Source organism: Nonomuraea sp. NPDC050478, from assembly GCF_044458265.1.
Lineage (GTDB): Bacteria > Actinomycetota > Actinomycetes > Streptosporangiales > Streptosporangiaceae > Nonomuraea > Nonomuraea ferruginea.
In genome coordinates this window covers 554,400-569,842 of the sequence record NZ_JBITHT010000004.1, presented here as the reverse complement: position 1 = coordinate 569,842, position 15,443 = coordinate 554,400, and the positions used below count along the sequence as shown (strand labels likewise).

The 15,443-nt window shown below is 72.4% G+C and carries 13 protein-coding genes and 1 tRNA gene; 8 read left to right on the top strand and 6 right to left on the bottom strand.

Translation table 11 applies throughout. The features are described from left to right. Positions 1-61: 61 nt before the first annotated feature. The 3 genes from ACIBF7_RS22570 to ACIBF7_RS22560 are packed head-to-tail and all read left to right on the top strand — an operon-like array spanning position 62 to position 2,018. Positions 62-220 carry a hypothetical protein gene (locus tag ACIBF7_RS22570; RefSeq protein WP_187281303.1) on the top strand — a complete coding sequence of 53 codons (159 nt, stop codon included), beginning with the start codon at positions 62-64 and terminating at the stop codon, positions 218-220. A 32-nt stretch (positions 221-252) separates the two neighbouring features. Then, positions 253-1,548: an amylo-alpha-1,6-glucosidase gene (locus ACIBF7_RS22565; protein ID WP_148033335.1), complete on the top strand. Its 1,296-nt coding sequence runs from the start codon at positions 253-255 to the stop codon at positions 1,546-1,548. Beyond that, on the top strand, positions 1,545-2,018 hold the full coding sequence (locus tag ACIBF7_RS22560; protein ID WP_219548479.1) for a hypothetical protein: 474 nt from the start codon (positions 1,545-1,547) through the stop codon (positions 2,016-2,018). Before ACIBF7_RS22565 ends, ACIBF7_RS22560 begins: the two co-directional genes overlap by 4 nt. A gap of 23 nt (positions 2,019-2,041) precedes the next feature. Here ACIBF7_RS22560 and ACIBF7_RS22555 read toward each other — a convergent pair whose 3' ends face one another. Continuing rightward, positions 2,042-2,356 carry a YtxH domain-containing protein gene (locus ACIBF7_RS22555; protein ID WP_148033333.1) on the bottom strand — a complete coding sequence of 105 codons (315 nt, stop codon included), beginning with the start codon at positions 2,354-2,356 and terminating at the stop codon, positions 2,042-2,044. Positions 2,357-2,482: 126 nt separating this feature from the next. Here ACIBF7_RS22555 and ACIBF7_RS22550 point away from each other — a divergent pair. Then, positions 2,483-2,554 (top strand) — tRNA-Asn (locus tag ACIBF7_RS22550). 147 nt (positions 2,555-2,701) lie between these two features. Here the strand turns inward: ACIBF7_RS22550 and ACIBF7_RS22545 are convergent. Then, complete coding sequence (locus ACIBF7_RS22545) at positions 2,702-3,586, bottom strand: right-handed parallel beta-helix repeat-containing protein (RefSeq protein WP_397198058.1); 885 nt, start codon at positions 3,584-3,586, stop codon at positions 2,702-2,704. 357 nt (positions 3,587-3,943) lie between these two features. Here ACIBF7_RS22545 and ACIBF7_RS22540 point away from each other — a divergent pair, with 357 nt between their 5' ends. Next, a complete protein-coding gene (locus ACIBF7_RS22540; RefSeq protein ID WP_364228487.1) occupies positions 3,944-5,077 on the top strand; it encodes a nitric oxide synthase oxygenase in 1,134 nt (377 codons plus the stop codon). 41 nt (positions 5,078-5,118) lie between these two features. Next, entirely contained in the window at positions 5,119-5,892 is a 774-nt protein-coding gene (locus ACIBF7_RS22535; protein WP_148033330.1) for an enoyl-CoA hydratase-related protein, read from the top strand. A 27-nt stretch (positions 5,893-5,919) separates the two neighbouring features. On the opposite strand, the gene galK is transcribed toward ACIBF7_RS22535, so the two are convergent. Then, positions 5,920-7,035: a galactokinase gene (gene galK / locus ACIBF7_RS22530; RefSeq protein WP_397198057.1), complete on the bottom strand. Its 1,116-nt coding sequence runs from the start codon at positions 7,033-7,035 to the stop codon at positions 5,920-5,922. A gap of 73 nt (positions 7,036-7,108) precedes the next feature. On the opposite strand from galK, the gene ACIBF7_RS22525 reads away from it, so the two are divergent. After that, a complete protein-coding gene (locus tag ACIBF7_RS22525; protein WP_397198056.1) occupies positions 7,109-7,945 on the top strand; it encodes a 1-aminocyclopropane-1-carboxylate deaminase/D-cysteine desulfhydrase in 837 nt (278 codons plus the stop codon). Here the strand turns inward: ACIBF7_RS22525 and ACIBF7_RS22520 are convergent. The 3 genes from ACIBF7_RS22520 to ACIBF7_RS22510 form a co-directional block, all read right to left on the bottom strand. Then, the gene (locus ACIBF7_RS22520) at positions 7,879-8,550 is read right to left on the bottom strand and encodes a DUF6766 family protein (RefSeq protein ID WP_364228492.1); all 672 of its coding nucleotides are present in this window, start codon (positions 8,548-8,550) and stop codon (positions 7,879-7,881) included. The two genes, ACIBF7_RS22525 and ACIBF7_RS22520, sit on opposite strands and share 67 nt — an antisense overlap. Before the next feature lie 79 nt (positions 8,551-8,629). Further along, positions 8,630-9,007 (bottom strand): hypothetical protein, encoded by a 378-nt coding sequence (locus tag ACIBF7_RS22515; RefSeq protein WP_364228494.1) that lies wholly within the window; start codon positions 9,005-9,007, stop codon positions 8,630-8,632. A gap of 34 nt (positions 9,008-9,041) precedes the next feature. Then, a complete protein-coding gene (locus ACIBF7_RS22510) occupies positions 9,042-9,590 on the bottom strand; it encodes a hypothetical protein (RefSeq protein ID WP_148033326.1) in 549 nt (182 codons plus the stop codon). A 108-nt stretch (positions 9,591-9,698) separates the two neighbouring features. Here ACIBF7_RS22510 and ACIBF7_RS22505 point away from each other — a divergent pair, with 108 nt between their 5' ends. Then, entirely contained in the window at positions 9,699-15,362 is a 5,664-nt protein-coding gene (locus ACIBF7_RS22505; protein ID WP_397198055.1) for a tetratricopeptide repeat protein, read from the top strand. Positions 15,363-15,443 lie beyond the last annotated feature (81 nt).

Below are 15,443 nucleotides of genomic sequence, written 5' to 3'. Positions count from 1 at the left end.
GTCCCTGATTGAACCCTGTCTTACCTGCAATCCGCTTAAAGGATCTCGTACCGTTCAAGTCATGGGACGAATACTTCTGGTCATCGCAGCCATCATCGCGGCATTTATCCTGCTCGGGCCACTTGTCGGATTCATCTTCGACCTGCTCAAGTGGGCGCTCATCATCGGCGCCGTCGCGGCCGGCGTCATGCTGCTGACGAAGCGGAGCAGCGGGACGTAGCGTCCTCGGGCTTACCGGCGCATAGTGGGTGGATGGAAGCGCGGCCGGCGGTCGACGACGCCGCGCTCGGGCGCGAAGCACTGTCCGTGCTCGAGGCGAACTGGACGGGAAGCGCCACCGTGCCCGCGCCCGGCCTCTACCCGCACCAATGGAGCTGGGACTCGGCGTTCGTCGCGATCGGCCTGGCCAGGCACCGCCCCGACCGGGCCCGCGCCGAGCTGCTCGGCCTGCTGGACGGGCAGTGGGCGACCGGGATGATCCCGCACATCGTCTTCCACACGCCCGAGGCGTACTTCCCCGGCCCGGCCGTATGGCGCTCCGAGGACCACCCGGCGGCGCCCCGGGTGCTCACCTCGGGGCTGACCGCGCCGCCGCTGCACGGGCTGGCGCTGTGGTGGCTCTACCGGCACACCGGCGACGACGCCTTCGTCAGGCGGGCCTTCCCGGCCCTGGCCGCGCAGCACGCCTACCTCGCCGGCGCCCGCGACCTCGGCGGCGCGGGGCTGGCCGCGATCGTGCACCCCTGGGAGTCGGGCATGGACGACAGCCCGGCGTGGGACGGCGCGCTCGCCGCGCTCCCCGAGATCCGCTACGGCTACCGCAACGTCGACCTGGACGAGCGGCACCCCGACAGCGACCACGACCGGTACGTGTGGCTGGCGCTGCGTTACCGCAACGCCGGTTACCAGGCCGGATACCTGCGCGACGAGCACCCGTTCGCCATCGAGGACCCGCTGTTCAACGGCATCTGGCTCGCCTCGTGCCAGGCCCTGGCCGAGCTGGCCCCGATCGCGGGGGCCGACCCCGTGCCGCATGTCGAGCAGGCCGAGCGCATCAGGAGCGCCCTGCTCGACCGGCTGTGGGACGGCTGCTTCTACGCCCGCGACCTGCGCGACGAGCGTCTCGTCCGCATCTGCACCGTTGGCGGGTTCGGACCGCTGCTCGACCCCGGGCTGCCAGCCCTGCAGGTGAACACGGCGGTCGAGGTGCTGGAGTCGGCCCGGTTCATGGGCGCCACCGGCTACCCGGTGCCCAGCTGCGAGATCCGCGCCGTCCAGTTCGACCGCACCCGCTACTGGCGGGGCCCGTCATGGGTGAACACCAACTGGCTGCTGCGCCGCGCCGCCGCCGTGCACGGCCTGGAGTCGCTCGGTCAGCAGCTCACCAACGGCACGCTGCGCCTGGTCAGGCAGGCAGGGTTCCGCGAGTGCTTCGACCCGTTCGACGGCAGCGGTCGCGGCTGCCGGGACTTCTCCTGGAGCGCGGCGCTCACCCTGGACCTGCTCGCCGACACGACGGATGACACGGTGGATACGGTGGAGAGGTGAAAGTCTTCCGTCGCCTGCCCGCTAGCGTCCGCGAGTCCCTGACCACCGAGCCGGGGGAGCGCGTGCTCGCCTTCACCCCGTCAGACGACGGCCACCTCGTGGCGACCACACTGGCGCTGTTCCTGCCCGACGGCACGAGAGTGCCGTACGAGACCATCGACAAGGCCTCGTGGGACGAGGACGGCCTGCGGCTGGTCACCGGCGACGGCACGATCCACGCCGTGCGGGTGGCAGAGCCGCGGCTGCTGCCCGAGACCCTGCGCGAGCGCGTCAACGCCACCATCGTGGTCAACAAGCACGTGGAGCTGCCCGGCCGCGGCGGGGTGCGCCTGGTGGCCAGGCGCAGACCCGGCGGCGAGGTCGTCGGCTGGAAGCTCGTGTTCGACGAGGGCCTCGACCCCGACGACCCGGGCCTTCGGGCCCAGGCCGAGCAGGCGCTCGAAGGGATGCGACGCAGCATGGGCGTGTGACGAGTCACACGCCCATGCTCCCGTCAGTAGGGAATCCCCGTCCGGTCGGCCGTGGCCGGCTCGGTGACCTTCTCGTCCGGCCACCCGGTGCCCTGGTCGGCCTTGTGCTTCTTGCCGAACGGCATCTTGTCCTGCATGGACCCGCTCATCTTCGACCGGGCCATCTCGCCTATCTTGGACGCCTTCGCGCCCATCACCCCCGCGGCCTCCTGGACTCGGGGGTCGTCGGCGACACGCTGGGCCGTTCTCTTGATCTGTTCGTACCGTTCACGTCCGGCCCGGCTGCCGAGCACGTACCCGACGGCCAGTCCCATAACGAATGGCATTCGATACCGCATATTGCACCTCCGCTCTCACGGCACTACCCGGATCACGATGCGACACGCACTCCAGGAGTGCGCTAATCTATTCCTGCGCACGACGGGCGGCCCGACAGGCCCTCCGATCAGCGCGGATCCGATCGATCCCGCGTAGCTCAACGGCAGAGCAGCCGGCTGTTAACCGGCAGGTTAGAGGTTCGAGTCCTCTCGCGGGAGCTTCGCCAAGACGCAGATCAGGCCCCTCTCCTGGATCAAGGGAGAGGGGCCTGAGTCGTTCCCGGAGCCGGTCAGGGATCACCGGCCCGAGGAGATCGGTGATGGATCCGGGTGTTGGATCCGTGCCGGTATGTCATTTTCCTCGGCTCAGGGCCTGCACCTGATGTTGAGGCACTGGGCCGGGTTGCCGTTGCCGCTGGCCCGGTTGCCGCGACCGTCGGTGACCCCTAGTTCGGCTCGAATACCGAACTCGTCGTTGTTGCGTGCGCGGTTGTCCCTGATCACGGTGGCCGCATCGGTCGCGGTGACGTTGATGCCGCTTCCCCCGTCGTTGCCCTGGCCATTGCCGTTGGCGTCGTTGTCGTCGATGAGGGTGGAGGTCGAACTGGCCGTGACGAAGATGCCCGTGCCCCTGTTGTTCACCACGCTGTTGCGGTGGAGCACGGTCCTTCTGCTCGCCGTGACGACGATTCCTTCATCGCTGTTGTTGAGGGCGGCGTTGCGCTCGACGCGTGCGTTGGTGACGGACTCGATAAAAATCCCAAAACGGGCGCTGTCGGTGGCGCTGTCGCTGATATGCGGGCGATCCACGTCCCGGGCGACGATCCCGGCGCCGCCGTTGTCGGTGGCGAGAATGTTCCGGACGTGGTTGCGGTCGGCCCCATCCCCGAGACTGACCCCGGCCCCGAATTCGGTGACGGTGCCGTTCTTGATGGTCACTCCGGAGTGACCAGTGCGGGACGATCCCTCCGGGGTGTTGTCGATCCCGTTGAAGGGCAGGGCGCCCCCGCTGCCGTCGATGGTGTGGCCGTTGAGGTCGATGGTGATCCTGGACGCGCCGACCTCGAGCCCGTTGCCGCGGCAGTTGTGCAGGTCGTTGGCGAGCTTGATGGATCTGGTGATGACCTGTCCGCAGGTGACGGTGGTCTCGCCTCTGTGGTGGCCGTCCTGCGCCGCCCAAGCGGCCATCGGCAGGGCGCAGGCGAGCAGAATGCCCCCCAGGCCGCCGACGAGCAGAGTTTTTGCATACATGAGATTCCCCCATAAGGACACAGATTAGTTCTGTGGCACAAATATCCTCCCACTGGGGCGAAGGGCTCAAACTCTGGGTGAATTGCACAGAATTCCAAGCCAGAGGAACGTAACGGCTTTAATTATTACAATAGAGATAATGTACGCTATATCGCTTCTGGCAGAACAAATAGGGCATATGTGCCTCACGCCGCCCACTTTCCTGTTTTGCCGGACAGAACCGGTACCGACGGGTCAGGATGAAAGCTGCCGCGGACAAGCCGTCACGGCGGTGCGGAGAGGGCGCCGCCACCAGGACGTACTGCCGGCCCGGAACCGGCGGGGCGATCCGTGACCGGAAAAGTGCTGGTTACTGCGTTGCCTACCTGGATCAGAACGCTGCGACCCTTCGACGCCCTGCCCGTACCGACCCTCATCGAGCGCACCACCGACCATCGCGAGGCCGAGCGCTTCGTCAGGCTCTTCCACGAGGAGCACCCGGAAGCCGGCGACCCGGCCGCGCGGCTGCGGGACGTGGCCAGGGAGATCGCCCGGCGCGGCTCGTACACGCACACCTCCGAGGAGCTGGAGTTCGGCGCCCGGGTGGCCTGGCGCAACAGCAACCGCTGCATCGGCCGGCTGTACTGGAAGTCGCTGAAGGTGCGTGACCGCCGCCGGACCACCAGCGCCGAAGGGGTGGCCCTGGAGTGCGTGGAGCACCTGCGGGAGGCCACCAACGGCGGCAAGATCAGGCCGGTCATCACCGTGTTCCCGCCCGACCTGCCCGCCCGCCGGGCGCCCCGGGTGCTGAACGACCAGCTGATCCGCTACGCCGGATACCGCGAACCCGGCGGGTCCGTCGTCGGCGATCCCCGCCACGTCGGCCTCACCGAACTGGCGACCTCGCTGGGCTGGCGGGGCGGGGGAGGCAGGTTCGACGTGCTGCCGCTAGTGATCCAGCCGGGGATGGGCGAGCCCCTGCTGTGCAACGTGCCGGGCGACGTGGTGCTGGAGGTGCCGATCGAGCATCCGGAGTTCCCCTGGTTCGCCGAGCTGGGGCTGCGCTGGCACGCCGTGCCGGCGATCTCCGGCATGTGCCTGGAGATCGGCGGCGTGTGCTACCCGTGCGCGCCGTTCAACGGCTGGTACATGGGGGCGGAGATCGGCGCCCGCAACCTGGCCGACGCCGACCGCTACGACCAGCTTCCCGTGGTGGCCGCGCGGCTCGGGCTGGACGTCTCGTCCGAGCGGTCGCTCTGGCGCGACCACGCGCTGGTGGAGCTGAACGTGGCCGTGCTGCACTCGTTCGAGAAGGCCGGGGTGACGATGACCGACCACCACACCGAGTCCCGCCGGTTCCTCACCCACCTGGCCAGGGAGGAGAAGGCGGGGCGGGTCTGCCCGGCCGACTGGTCCTGGATCGTGCCGCCCATCTCGGGCGGCGTCACCCCCGTCTTCCACCGCTACTACGACAACCCCCTGCTCACGCCGAACTTCGTGGCTCGTCACTGATGGGCGTTGCACCCCGCTCTAGAACATGTTTCTGTTGGCCCATGGCAGAACTCGTACTCTCCTCGCTCGACCGAGGCGTGCTCACGCTCACCTTCAACCGCCCGGACCGGCTCAACGCCTGGACCGACGCCCTCGGCCGCCGCTACTTCGACCTGCTGGCGGAGGCGGAGAAGGACCCGCGGGTGCGCGCCGTCGTCGTCACGGGAGCCGGCCGGGGCTTCTGCGCGGGGGCCGACTTCGAGGCGCTGGCGTCGATCCAGCAGGGCACCTACGAAGGGGAGCCGGACCCACGGCCCAACACCTTCCCCGTCACGATCGCCAAGCCGGTGATCGCGGCGGTCAACGGCGCCTGCGCCGGGCTCGGGCTGGTCCACGCGCTCATGTGCGACCTGGTGTTCACCGCCGAGGACGCCAAGTGGACCACCGCCTTCGCGCGCCGCGGCCTGGTGGCCGAGTATGGGCTGGGATGGGTGCTGCCGCGGATCATGGGGCAGCAGCGGGCCATGGACGTGCTGCTGTCGGGCCGGACGTTCACCGGGCGCGAGGCGTGCGAGATGGGCCTGGCCCTGCGGGCGGTGCCCGGGGACCGGCTGCTGGAGGAGGCGCGGGCGTACGCGGGGGAGCTGGCCGCCCTCAGCTCCCCGGCCTCGATGGCGGTGATCAAACGGCAGGTGTGGGGCGACTGGGTGACGACGCTGGACGAGTCGTACCAGCGGGCGACGGAGGAGATGCTGGCGTCGTTCGGCCGTCCGGACTTCGCCGAGGGCGTCGCCAGCTTCGTGGAGCGCCGCGACCCCGACTTCCCCTCCCTCTGACCCGGCGCACCCCGGGGGCCCGCGGCGTCAGGTGAGGGGGTGGGCGCCGGGGGCCGGGGTGGCGGGCAGGAAGCGCGGCGGCTGCCAGGAACGCTCCTCGTAGGCCGAGGACACCGCCTGCCGGACCGTGTCCAGCCGGTCCTCGGCCACCAGGGCGATGGCCGAGCCGCCGAAGCCGCCGCCCGTCATGCGGGCGCCCCGCGCCCCGCCGCGCACGGCCGCCTCCACCGCGACGTCCAGCTCGGGCGACGACACCTCGTACTTGTCGCGCAGCGACAGGTGGGAGGCGTTGAGCAGGGCGCCGATCTCCGCGGGCCGGCCGGCGCGCAGCAGGCCCACGACCGCCTCCACCCGGTGGCTCTCGGTCACCACGTGCTCGACCCGCTTGCGCTCCTCGCCCCGCAGCCGGGCCAGCGCCGCGCCCAGGTCGGTCACGTCCCGCAGCGCGTCGACGCCGAGCGTGCGGGCGGCGGACTCGCACTCGGCCCGCCGCTTGGCGTACTCGCCGCCCGCGTGCTCGTGGTGCACCCGGGTGTCGATGATCAGGATGCGCAGCCCGTGGGCGGCCAGGTCGAGCGGGACGTTGCGGGAGCCGAGGGTGCGGCAGTCGAGGAACAGCGCGTGGCCCTCCCGGCACAGCGCCGAGGCGGCCTGGTCCATGATGCCGCACGGCATGCCGACGAAGTCGTTCTCGGCCCGCTGGCCGAGCAGCGCCACCTCCATCGGAGTCATGCCGAGGCCGTGCAGCTCGTTGAGCGCGGAGGCCACCGACACCTCCAGCGCGGCGCTGGAGCTGAGCCCGGCGCCCTGGGGGACGTCCCCGTCGACGGCGATGTCGGCGCCGCGCACCCGGTCGCCCAGCATGGCGAGGACGCCGACCACGTAGCGGGTCCAGCCCCGGGCGTCGTCGCGGGCCGCGAGGACCAGGGGCTCGGGCGAGGGCGCCTGCAGCGACAGCAGGCGGATCGTCTGGTCGTCGCGCGGGCTGACCGCCGCGGTGACGCCCCACGGGACCGCGAACGGCAGCACGAAGCCGTCGTTGTAGTCGGTGTGCTCGCCGATCAGGTTGACCCGGCCGGGCGCGCGCCAGACGGTCGCCGGATCGGCGCCGAAAGCGGCACGGAAAGCTTCAACAACCCGCATATTCCAACACCCTTCAACAAGGACTCGACCGTAGACTAGCGGCACGAGCGGTACGAGCGGCACCAGGAGGAGCGTGGAGGAGCTGCTGGATCCCGCGCTCGGTTCGGTGCGGGTCTTTCTCATGCACGACGACAACAAGGCGCGCAAGCTCCGCCACAACCTGGGCCACCCGCGCGTGCTCACCTTCGGCGGCGCCTACTCCAACCACATCAGGGCGGTGGCGGCCGCCGGGCGCCGCGACGGGTTCGAGACCGTCGGCGTGATCCGCGGCGAGGAGCGACTCCCGCTGAACCCGTCACTGGCCTACGCCGTCGCCTGCGGGATGCGGCTCGACTACCTCGACCGCGACTCGTACCGGCGCAAGGACACCCCCGAGGTGGTGGCGCGGCTGCGCGAGCGCTGGGGCGACGTGGCGATCCTGCCCGAGGGCGGCAGCAACGCCGCCGCCGTCCGCGGCTGCGCCGAGCTGCCCGCCGACATCCCGGTCCCGTACGACGTGGTCTGCTGCCCGGTCGGGACCGGCGGCACGCTCGCCGGCATCGCGGCCGGGCTGCCCGAGGGCAAGCGGGCCCTCGGGTTCGCCGTGCTCAAGGGGGCCGCGTTCCTCGCCGGCGAGGTGGCGAGGCTGCAGCGCGAGGCGTACGGGCGAGTATGGGACAACTGGGCGATCGACCTCGGCCACCACTTCGGCGGCTACGCCCGCACCACGCCGGAGCTCACCGCGTTCGCCGCCGAGCACCGGGTGGAGTGGGTCTACGTCGCCAAGATGCTGCTCGGCATCGTGGGCCTGGCCCGCCGCGGCGTCTTCCCCGCCGGCGCCCGCGTCGTCGCCGTGGTCACCGGTCAGCCCTCGACCCCGGTGGCCGCGTGGGGCGCGCCGACCGGCTTCGACTCGGGCGAGCCGCGCTGACGCAGGTAGATCGAGAGCACCACCATCGACAGCACGGCGAGCAGCTCCGACTGCCAGTTCTGCAGGCTGCGGTTCCAGAAGTCGGGCGAGGTCACGTACGAGCCCCAGCCGACCGGGTCGCGCAGGTCGGTCAGCCGCTCGGCGTTGTACGACGCCAGCCCCGCCACCGACTGCGCCCCCCACGACAGCAGGAAGATCGAGCCCATCACCAGGCCCAGCGAGTTGCTGTAGAGCCACAGTCGCGCCCCCTTCGCCCTGGCCCACGCGGGCGAGCCGGGACCGGCGTGACGGCCGATCAGCTGCTGCTCGTCGGACTCGGCGCCCGCCTGGCCCGGCTCCTTCGACTCCGGCGAGCCCCGCTGGACCAGCCAGACGGTGAGCATGATGAACAGGAAGAACTGCAGGTACTCCGACTGCCAGTTCTCCGCCACGTCCACCGCGTAGTCGGAGGAGAACACGTACCGCAGGAAGGAGACCGGCTCGCCGCCGTCGACGAGCTGCCGCTCGTTGTAGTCCAGCATCCCGGCCAGGGCCTGCCCTGCCAGGCAGACGAGGAACAGGACGAGGAAGGCCGCGGACAGCGCGTTGTCCTTGAACCGCCTCAAAGGTGGGACCATCCGATCGCGTAGAAGAAGGCCAGCCCGGACACGATGACGAGCAGGGTGAGCGTGAACATCACCTTCATCAGTTCTCCACCTCGCACTCGTACGGGAGGTCGCGGACCGGCGCGCAGCCCGCGGCGACGACCCGCCAGCCGTCGGCGAAGTGGTGCAGGAAGAGAGTGTCGCCCTCCAGGCGCACCTGCGCCTCGTCACCCCAGACGCTCACCTCGGTGACGCCGCCGCCCGGCCCGAGCGCCAGCTCGCGCAGCGCGTCGGCGCACGTCTGACCAGAATCGGGCAGCTTGTCGGCCGTCTTGGGGGCGAGCATGCCGCAGGCCGCCTCCAACTGGCGGTCGGCGAGTGCGGCGTGGAAGCGCTCCGCGGCCCTGGAGGGCCCGGCGGTGTCGGCGACACAGCCGGTGGCGAGCACCGCGAGCATCACACCCACGACGAGTCTCATGACCGTGGGCTACCCGGAAGACCATCCGGCATGCTCAGGGGCCGAGCTGCTCCAGGATCGGCGCGACCAGCGCGTTCAGCTCGCGGGCGAGCACCGTCACGGCCCGCCGGGCGCTCTGCTCCACCTCGTCGTGCGGGCCCTCGGGCTCCGGCGGCAGGTCGTCGAGCGGCACCGGCGCCTCGACGAGCAGGCTCGCCCGCAGGAACGGGTGGCGGGCCAGGTCGGACTGCGAGGGCTCGACGTACTGGCCGAACGTCTCCTGCCAGCCGAGCCAGCCGCGGTCGCGCCACCAGGCGCGCGAGCGGGTCAGCTCCGCGGGCGGCGGCGAGACGAGCCTGATGCGCGCGTTGAGCGTGCCGTCCCAGGTGTTGCGGACGCAGGCCGCCTCCAGCACCCGCCGGTCCCAGCGCACGTAGCCGGGCGACAGCGACGGCGGCGTGGCCAGCTCCCAGGCCGCGCACGCGAAGCGCACCGGCGCGATGTCGCCCCACTCGAACGCGTCGAGGTTCTTGCGCACGTGCACGGCGTAGCGCCCGTCACGGTCCCTGTCGAACTCCTGGTCGATCCAGAACGCCTTGCCCATGAGCTCTACCGTACGGCGCGGGCCGGGCGCCGAGTATCACCGAATGGCCTGTGACGCAGGTGACAGATGTGTAGTTTTTTCACTTCAGTGGTTAAACAGGGAGCGTAAATGACGTCAGAACAGCTCGGGCCGGCCATGGACCGCTGGGAAGCGGGAGATCTCGAAGGGGCCGCCGCGCTGTTCAGGGAGGTGGCCGCGACCGGGGACGCCCAGGCGTCGCACCTGCTGGCGTGCCTGCTGGAGGAGCAGGGCGACCTGGACGGCGCCGAGGCCGCGCACCGCGCGGTGATCCAGTCGGGCGACCCGGTGTACGGGCAGCGCTCGGCGATGGCCATGGGCATGATGCTGATCAACGCCAGGGAGTGGCCCGCGGCGCACCGGGTGCTGTCGATCGCGGCCGACGGGGCCGACTTCGAGGTGGCCGCGCTCGCCGAGACGGCGATGGTGCTGGTCTGCACCGAGCTGGGCGACGAGGCGGGCGCCGGCCAGGCGCTGGACCGGGCGCGCCGCTCCGGCAGCCCCGCGGTGGCCGAGCTCGCGGCCCGGCTGCGGCTGCCGGACTTCCCGCCGGCGGGCTCCGCCAGGGAGCTGTACGAGCAGGCGCGGGACGAGGACGACTACCGGGAGCTGCTCACCGGCGGCGACCCCGAGGTGGTGTCGCTGTCGGCGTTCCGGCTCTACCGGCAGTACGCGGACGAGGGGCGGTTCGAGGAGGCCAGGGCCGTCTGCGAGCACGCCGTCGCCGCCGGTCACCCCGACCACCTGTCCATGGCGTACAAGCTGCTCGGCGCCGTCCTGGTGGACCTGGGCGAGTACGCCGAGTCGGTGGCCGCCTACGCCCGCGCCGCCGAGGACCCGCGCCCGGAGATGCGGCTGCCCGCGCTGCTGGAGCAGGCCAAGGTCATCGGCCATCTCGGCGACGAGGACCGGACCAAGGCGATCTTCCGCCGGGTGATCGCCAGCGGGCAGCGCGAGTACGCGCTGGAGGCGCAGGCCTGCCTGGCCCAGCTGCACACCGAGGCCGGCGAGGTGGCCGAGGCACTGGACGCTCTGCGGGTCGTGCTCACGGCGGGGGAGAGCGAGTGGGCCTCGGTGTCGGTGACGCTCCTGGCCATGCTGCTCGAACGGCACGCGGAGGCGTACGAGGAGATCATGGAGCTGGTGTGCGCGGCCTCCCGCCACCCCGACCCCGACGCCGCCTTCAAGGCGGCGCTGCTGCTCGACCACGACGCGCGGCGCGAGCCGCTGTCGGACCCCGTCGAGGAGCAGGCGCTGCAGGACGCCGACGAAGGGCTGGCCCAGCTGCGCGCCGGAGACCTGGCTGAGGCCAGGCGGCTGCTGCGGCGGGCCGCCGACTCCGGCGCGGGCGCCCAGGCGGTGCGGGCCATGATGGCGCTCGCCGAGCTGGAGCTGGGCGAGGGCGACCGGGAGCAGGCGGACGAGCTGCTCACCTACGTCGCCGAAGGTGAGGACGTGCCGCAGGGCTTCACCGCGGCGTTCCTCCTGTGCCTGCTGGAGCGCTCCGGCGACGAGCCGCACCCGGTGTTGCGGGCGGTCGTGGACCATCAGCGGCTGGGGCGGGAGGAAGGGCTGGCCCGCTACCGGGAGGCCATGGACGCCGCCGACCCTGGCGTGGCGGCCGTCGGGACCGCCGTGTTCGCGCAGGTGGCGGGCTCGCTCGGGCTCGACCTGTCGGAGGCGGCCGGGCTGCTGCGGCGGGCCGCCGGCTCCGGCGACCCGCTGGCGCTGTCGTACGCGGCGGTGATCGGCAGGGACGTGCTGCGGGAGCGGGACGAGGCCGCTGACCTGCTGCGCCGCGCCCGGCTCGGCGGGCATCCCGCGCTGGCGCCGTGGGTCGCGCACGCGCTCGCGGGCATGACCGACGAGCTGGCCCTGGCCCGTGAGGCGTACACCGAGGCCCTGTCGTCCACGCACGAAGGGCTGCGGCGGGAGGCGGCGGCGGGGCTGGCGCGGGTGTACGAGGAGCAGGGCGACCTGCTCGCGGCCTGCCGCCTGCACGAGCGGGTCATCGCGCACGGCGGCCGGGACGCCGTCCGCGCCGCCTGGCTCCTGGGCCTCACCCGGGTGCGGCTGGACGACCTGGAGGGTGCACGGGCCGCCTTCGAACTGGTGCCGGACGGGGCGGGTGATCGCGCGTCCGAGGGTCGGGTCGCGTCCGAGGGGCAGACTGCGTCCGAGGCTCAGACTGCGTCCGAGATTCAGATTCCGTCTGAGAGTCGCTCCGCGTCCGGGGTTCAGGCGGCGTCCGAGAGACGGTCCGTGTCCGAGAGTCGGTCCCCGTCCGGGGTTCGGTCCACGCCGAGGATTCACGCCGCGTCCGACAGTCGGTCCGCGTCCGACAGTCGGTCCGCGTCCGACAGTCGGTCCGCGTCCGATAGTCGGTCCGCGTCCGACAGTCGGTCCGCGTCCGACGTTCCGTCCGTGTCCGAGAGTCGGGTCGCGTCCGGGATGGTTTATGAGGGGCGGGACTCGTACGGGGAACTGGGGTCGGATGCGGCTGGAGATCGGGCCGTCGGGTTCGAGGGGGCTGCTGCGTCTGGGGTGGTTTTAGACGGGCGGGACTCGTACGGGCAGTTCGGGCGGTACGGGAGGGCGCTGCTCGATCGGGAGTTCCCGGCGGCGGAGAGGGCGCTTGGCGGGATCGGCGGGGAGTTGCGGGGGCTCGCGGCGATGCTGGCGATGCAGAGCGCGCACGCGTGGCAGCGGCGTGGTGACCGGGAGGCGGCCGACAGTGCGCTGACGCTGGCGCTGGACTCCGGGCACGCCGGGGTCGTCCAGGAGGCGGCCTGCTACCTGGGGGCGCTCCGCCAGGAGTCCGGCGACCTGGCGGGGGCCGCCTCGGCATGGGAACTTGCCGCCGAAGGTGACGACGACAGGCTGGCCGCGATGGCGCTGCGCCACCTGGGCGCCGTGCGGCAGTCCGCCGGCCGCCACGACGACGCGGCCTCGGCGTACCGGCGAGCACTCGACCTCGACCCCGCCGACCTCCGTGCGGCCACCCGCCTCGCGGACGCCCTGGTAGCCGCGGGCCGCCTGCCCGAGGCCCGCGCCCTCCTGTCGGCGCACTCCCCGCACGACGCCGCCCTCCACCTCGCGCGCTCCCTCCGCACCCACGGCCACCTCACCGAAGCCATCACCACCCTCCAGGCCGCCCGTGCCCGAGGCGCCCAGCCGGACACCCCACTGGGTGCAGCGTCCGGGGAGATGGGTTCGCCCCTGGACGCACCGGCCCTGGAGGTGCGCACTGCTGTCGGCGGTGAGAATCCCACCCCTGGCGAGCACGCCGCCGCTGGGGAGGTGGGTTCGCCTCAGGGTGGGGTGGATGCAGCGTCCGGTGAGGGGCGCACTGTTCTCGGCGGTGAGTACCCCACCCCCGGCGAGCGGAAGGCGGGCTCATCTCTAGGTGCGGCGGATGCAGCGTCCCGGGAGGTGAGCACTGCTCTCGGGGGTGAGAATCTCACCCCCGGCGAGCGCGCCGCCATCGTCGGTGAGGGGCGCACCGGTCTTGGGGGTGACCACGCCTTCGGTGAGCGCGCCGCTGTCGTTGGGGTGCTCGGGGGTGAGGGGGAGTTGTTGCTGGGGGAGTTGCTGGCTCAGGGTGGGGACTCTCGGGGGGCGTGGGAGGCGTTCGAGCGGGCTGCCGGGGGTGCGGACGAGAGGGCGGCGGCGGTGGCCAGGGCTCGGCTGGGGAGGGCGAGTGCGGAGGAGTTGCCGTGGGCGCTGGCCGCGCTGGGGGAACGGGAGGCGGCGTTGACGGCGCTGGCCGGGGTCGCCGGGTCGGCGGAGATGGCGGAGCTGCTGCTGGCGCTGCATGAGGACGACGTCGCCGAGGTGCGGCACCTGCTGGTGGAGCGGCCGGCCGCGGAGTCGTACGACGAGGTGCTGGCGGCGGCGCGGGGGCTGGACGGTGAGGAGCCCGCGGAGGAGCTGTACCGGATGCTGGTGGAGCTCGGCGAGCCGAGGGTGTCCGCGCAGGCGAGGCTGGGGCTGGGCGGGGTGCTGGCCGGGCGGGGCGAGCACTGCCGCGCCGAGCTGTGCCTGCTGCCCGCCACCGGGGACGAGGACGCCGCCGCCCACGCCTGGGAGGGCATCGGCCGGGCCAGGCGCGCCAGAGGTGACCTGGACGGCGCCGCCGAGGCGCTGCACTCCGCCATGCCGGGCTCCGCCGTACAGCTCGCCGAGCTGCGGCGGGAACGCGGCGACGGGGAGGGGGCGCGTGCGGCGCTCGTCGCCGGGGTCGCGTCCGGTGACCTGGAGAGCCTGCGCCACCTGCTCGTGGTGCTGCTGGAGCAGCAGGCGTACGAGGAAGTCAAGGAGCAGGCGGAGCGCGCGGCCGGCACCGGCGACCAGGAGACCGTCACGATGGGCTACTGGGCGTGGGGCGAGGCCTGCCGGAGCGGCGGCGACCTGGCGGGCGCGGTGCTGATGCTGCGCAAGGCCGTCGAGGCCGGATACTGGCGCGCCGTGCCCGCCGTCCGCGGCGACCTGGCCAGGGCGCTGCGCGCGCTCGGCGACGCGGCGGGCGCGGCTGAGGAGGCCCGGCTGGCGATCGAGTCCGAGGACGCGGACGCGGCCGCGCAGGCGGCGCTCGACCTGGGCTGCTGGCTGCACGAGGACGGCGACCCGCTGGGCGCCGCCGACGCGTTCGCCGTCGCCGTGGACACGGGCGGCGGGTCCGAGGCCGCCCGGCTGGCCGTCGGCAACCTGACCGTGCTGGCGCGGCAGGCGTGCGGGCGCGGCGAGCACCGGCTCGCCCTCCAGGTGCTGTCGCGGATGGGGGAGCACGCCGCCGCGGCCGGCCGGGAGATCGGCGGGGAGTGCGAGGACCCGGAGGCCGTGGGCGCCTACTACGCGCTCGCGGGCGACCCGTTCGCCGAGCTGGAGGCGGCCGCGCGGCTGGCCGCGCTGGGGGAGACCGGGCAGGCCAGGGAGGTCTACGAGCGGCTGAACGAGCACGACGACCCCGAGGTGCGGTTCGTGGCCGGGAGCAGGCTGCTGGAGCTGCTCGACGCCCAGGGCGACGCCGACGCGTTCTACAGGCTGGCCGAACGGCGGGCGGGCGACGCGGACAGCCCGGCGCGGCCGGTGTTCGGCAGCCTGCTCGGCATGCTGCAGGAGCGGCAGGGCGACACCGAGACGTCGCTGCGCACGCTGCGGGAGGCGGCGGAGAGCGGCGAGCCGACGGCGCTGACCGTGTACGCGCAGGCCCTGGTCGCCGCCGGCAAGGAGGCCGAAGGGCGGGCGGCCTACCGGCGGGTGCTGGAGGCCGGCGACCCCGAGGCGGCGGCGCGGGCGATGGTGGCGCTCGGCAACACCTACCACGACGAGGACGAGGCGGCCGCCCGCGCCTGGTACGTGCAGGCGGTGCACGCCACAGAGGGGCACGTGAGCGCGCTGGGCGCGATGTACCTGGGCGCGCTGGCCAAGCGGCGGCGCGACTTCCCCGAGGCGCTCGGCTGGTACCAGCGGGTCATCGACGCCGGCGACCCCGAGGCGGGGATGGCCGCGGCGCACCTGGGTGAGCTGGCGTACTGGCTGGGCGACCGCGACGGGACCGTGCGGTACTACGAGCTGACCCTGACGCTGACGGACCGGCCGGAGCTGGTGGCCGAGGCCGCCTGCCGGCTCGGCGAGGTCCGCATGGCCGACGGCGACCCGGACGCCGCCCGCCGCCTGCTGGAGCGGGCTGTGGCGAGCGGCGACGAGACGTTCACGCTGGAGGCCAAGACCTTGCTCGCCAAACTCCCCTAAAAACCGACATTTCGCCGTACGAGAGGAAACTTGTGGTGAATAAAATGACCGGATAAGCTAATCCGGTCAAATATTTGGGGG

What these genes read in the sequence shown, in the direction of transcription:
- ACIBF7_RS22570 (WP_187281303.1), top strand. Translation starts at nt 62, where the DNA reads ATGGGACGAATACTTCTGGTCATCGCAGCCATCATCGCGGCATTTATC.
- ACIBF7_RS22565 (WP_148033335.1), top strand. Translation starts at nt 253, where the DNA reads ATGGAAGCGCGGCCGGCGGTCGACGACGCCGCGCTCGGGCGCGAAGCA.
- ACIBF7_RS22555 (WP_148033333.1), bottom strand. Translation starts at nt 2,356, where the DNA reads ATGCGGTATCGAATGCCATTCGTTATGGGACTGGCCGTCGGGTACGTG.
- ACIBF7_RS22545 (WP_397198058.1), bottom strand. Translation starts at nt 3,586, where the DNA reads ATGTATGCAAAAACTCTGCTCGTCGGCGGCCTGGGGGGCATTCTGCTC.
- ACIBF7_RS22535 (WP_148033330.1), top strand. Translation starts at nt 5,119, where the DNA reads ATGGCAGAACTCGTACTCTCCTCGCTCGACCGAGGCGTGCTCACGCTC.
- galK (WP_397198057.1), bottom strand. Translation starts at nt 7,035, where the DNA reads ATGCGGGTTGTTGAAGCTTTCCGTGCCGCTTTCGGCGCCGATCCGGCG.
- ACIBF7_RS22515 (WP_364228494.1), bottom strand. Translation starts at nt 9,007, where the DNA reads ATGAGACTCGTCGTGGGTGTGATGCTCGCGGTGCTCGCCACCGGCTGT.
- ACIBF7_RS22510 (WP_148033326.1), bottom strand. Translation starts at nt 9,590, where the DNA reads ATGGGCAAGGCGTTCTGGATCGACCAGGAGTTCGACAGGGACCGTGAC.
- ACIBF7_RS22505 (WP_397198055.1), top strand. Translation starts at nt 9,699, where the DNA reads ATGACGTCAGAACAGCTCGGGCCGGCCATGGACCGCTGGGAAGCGGGA.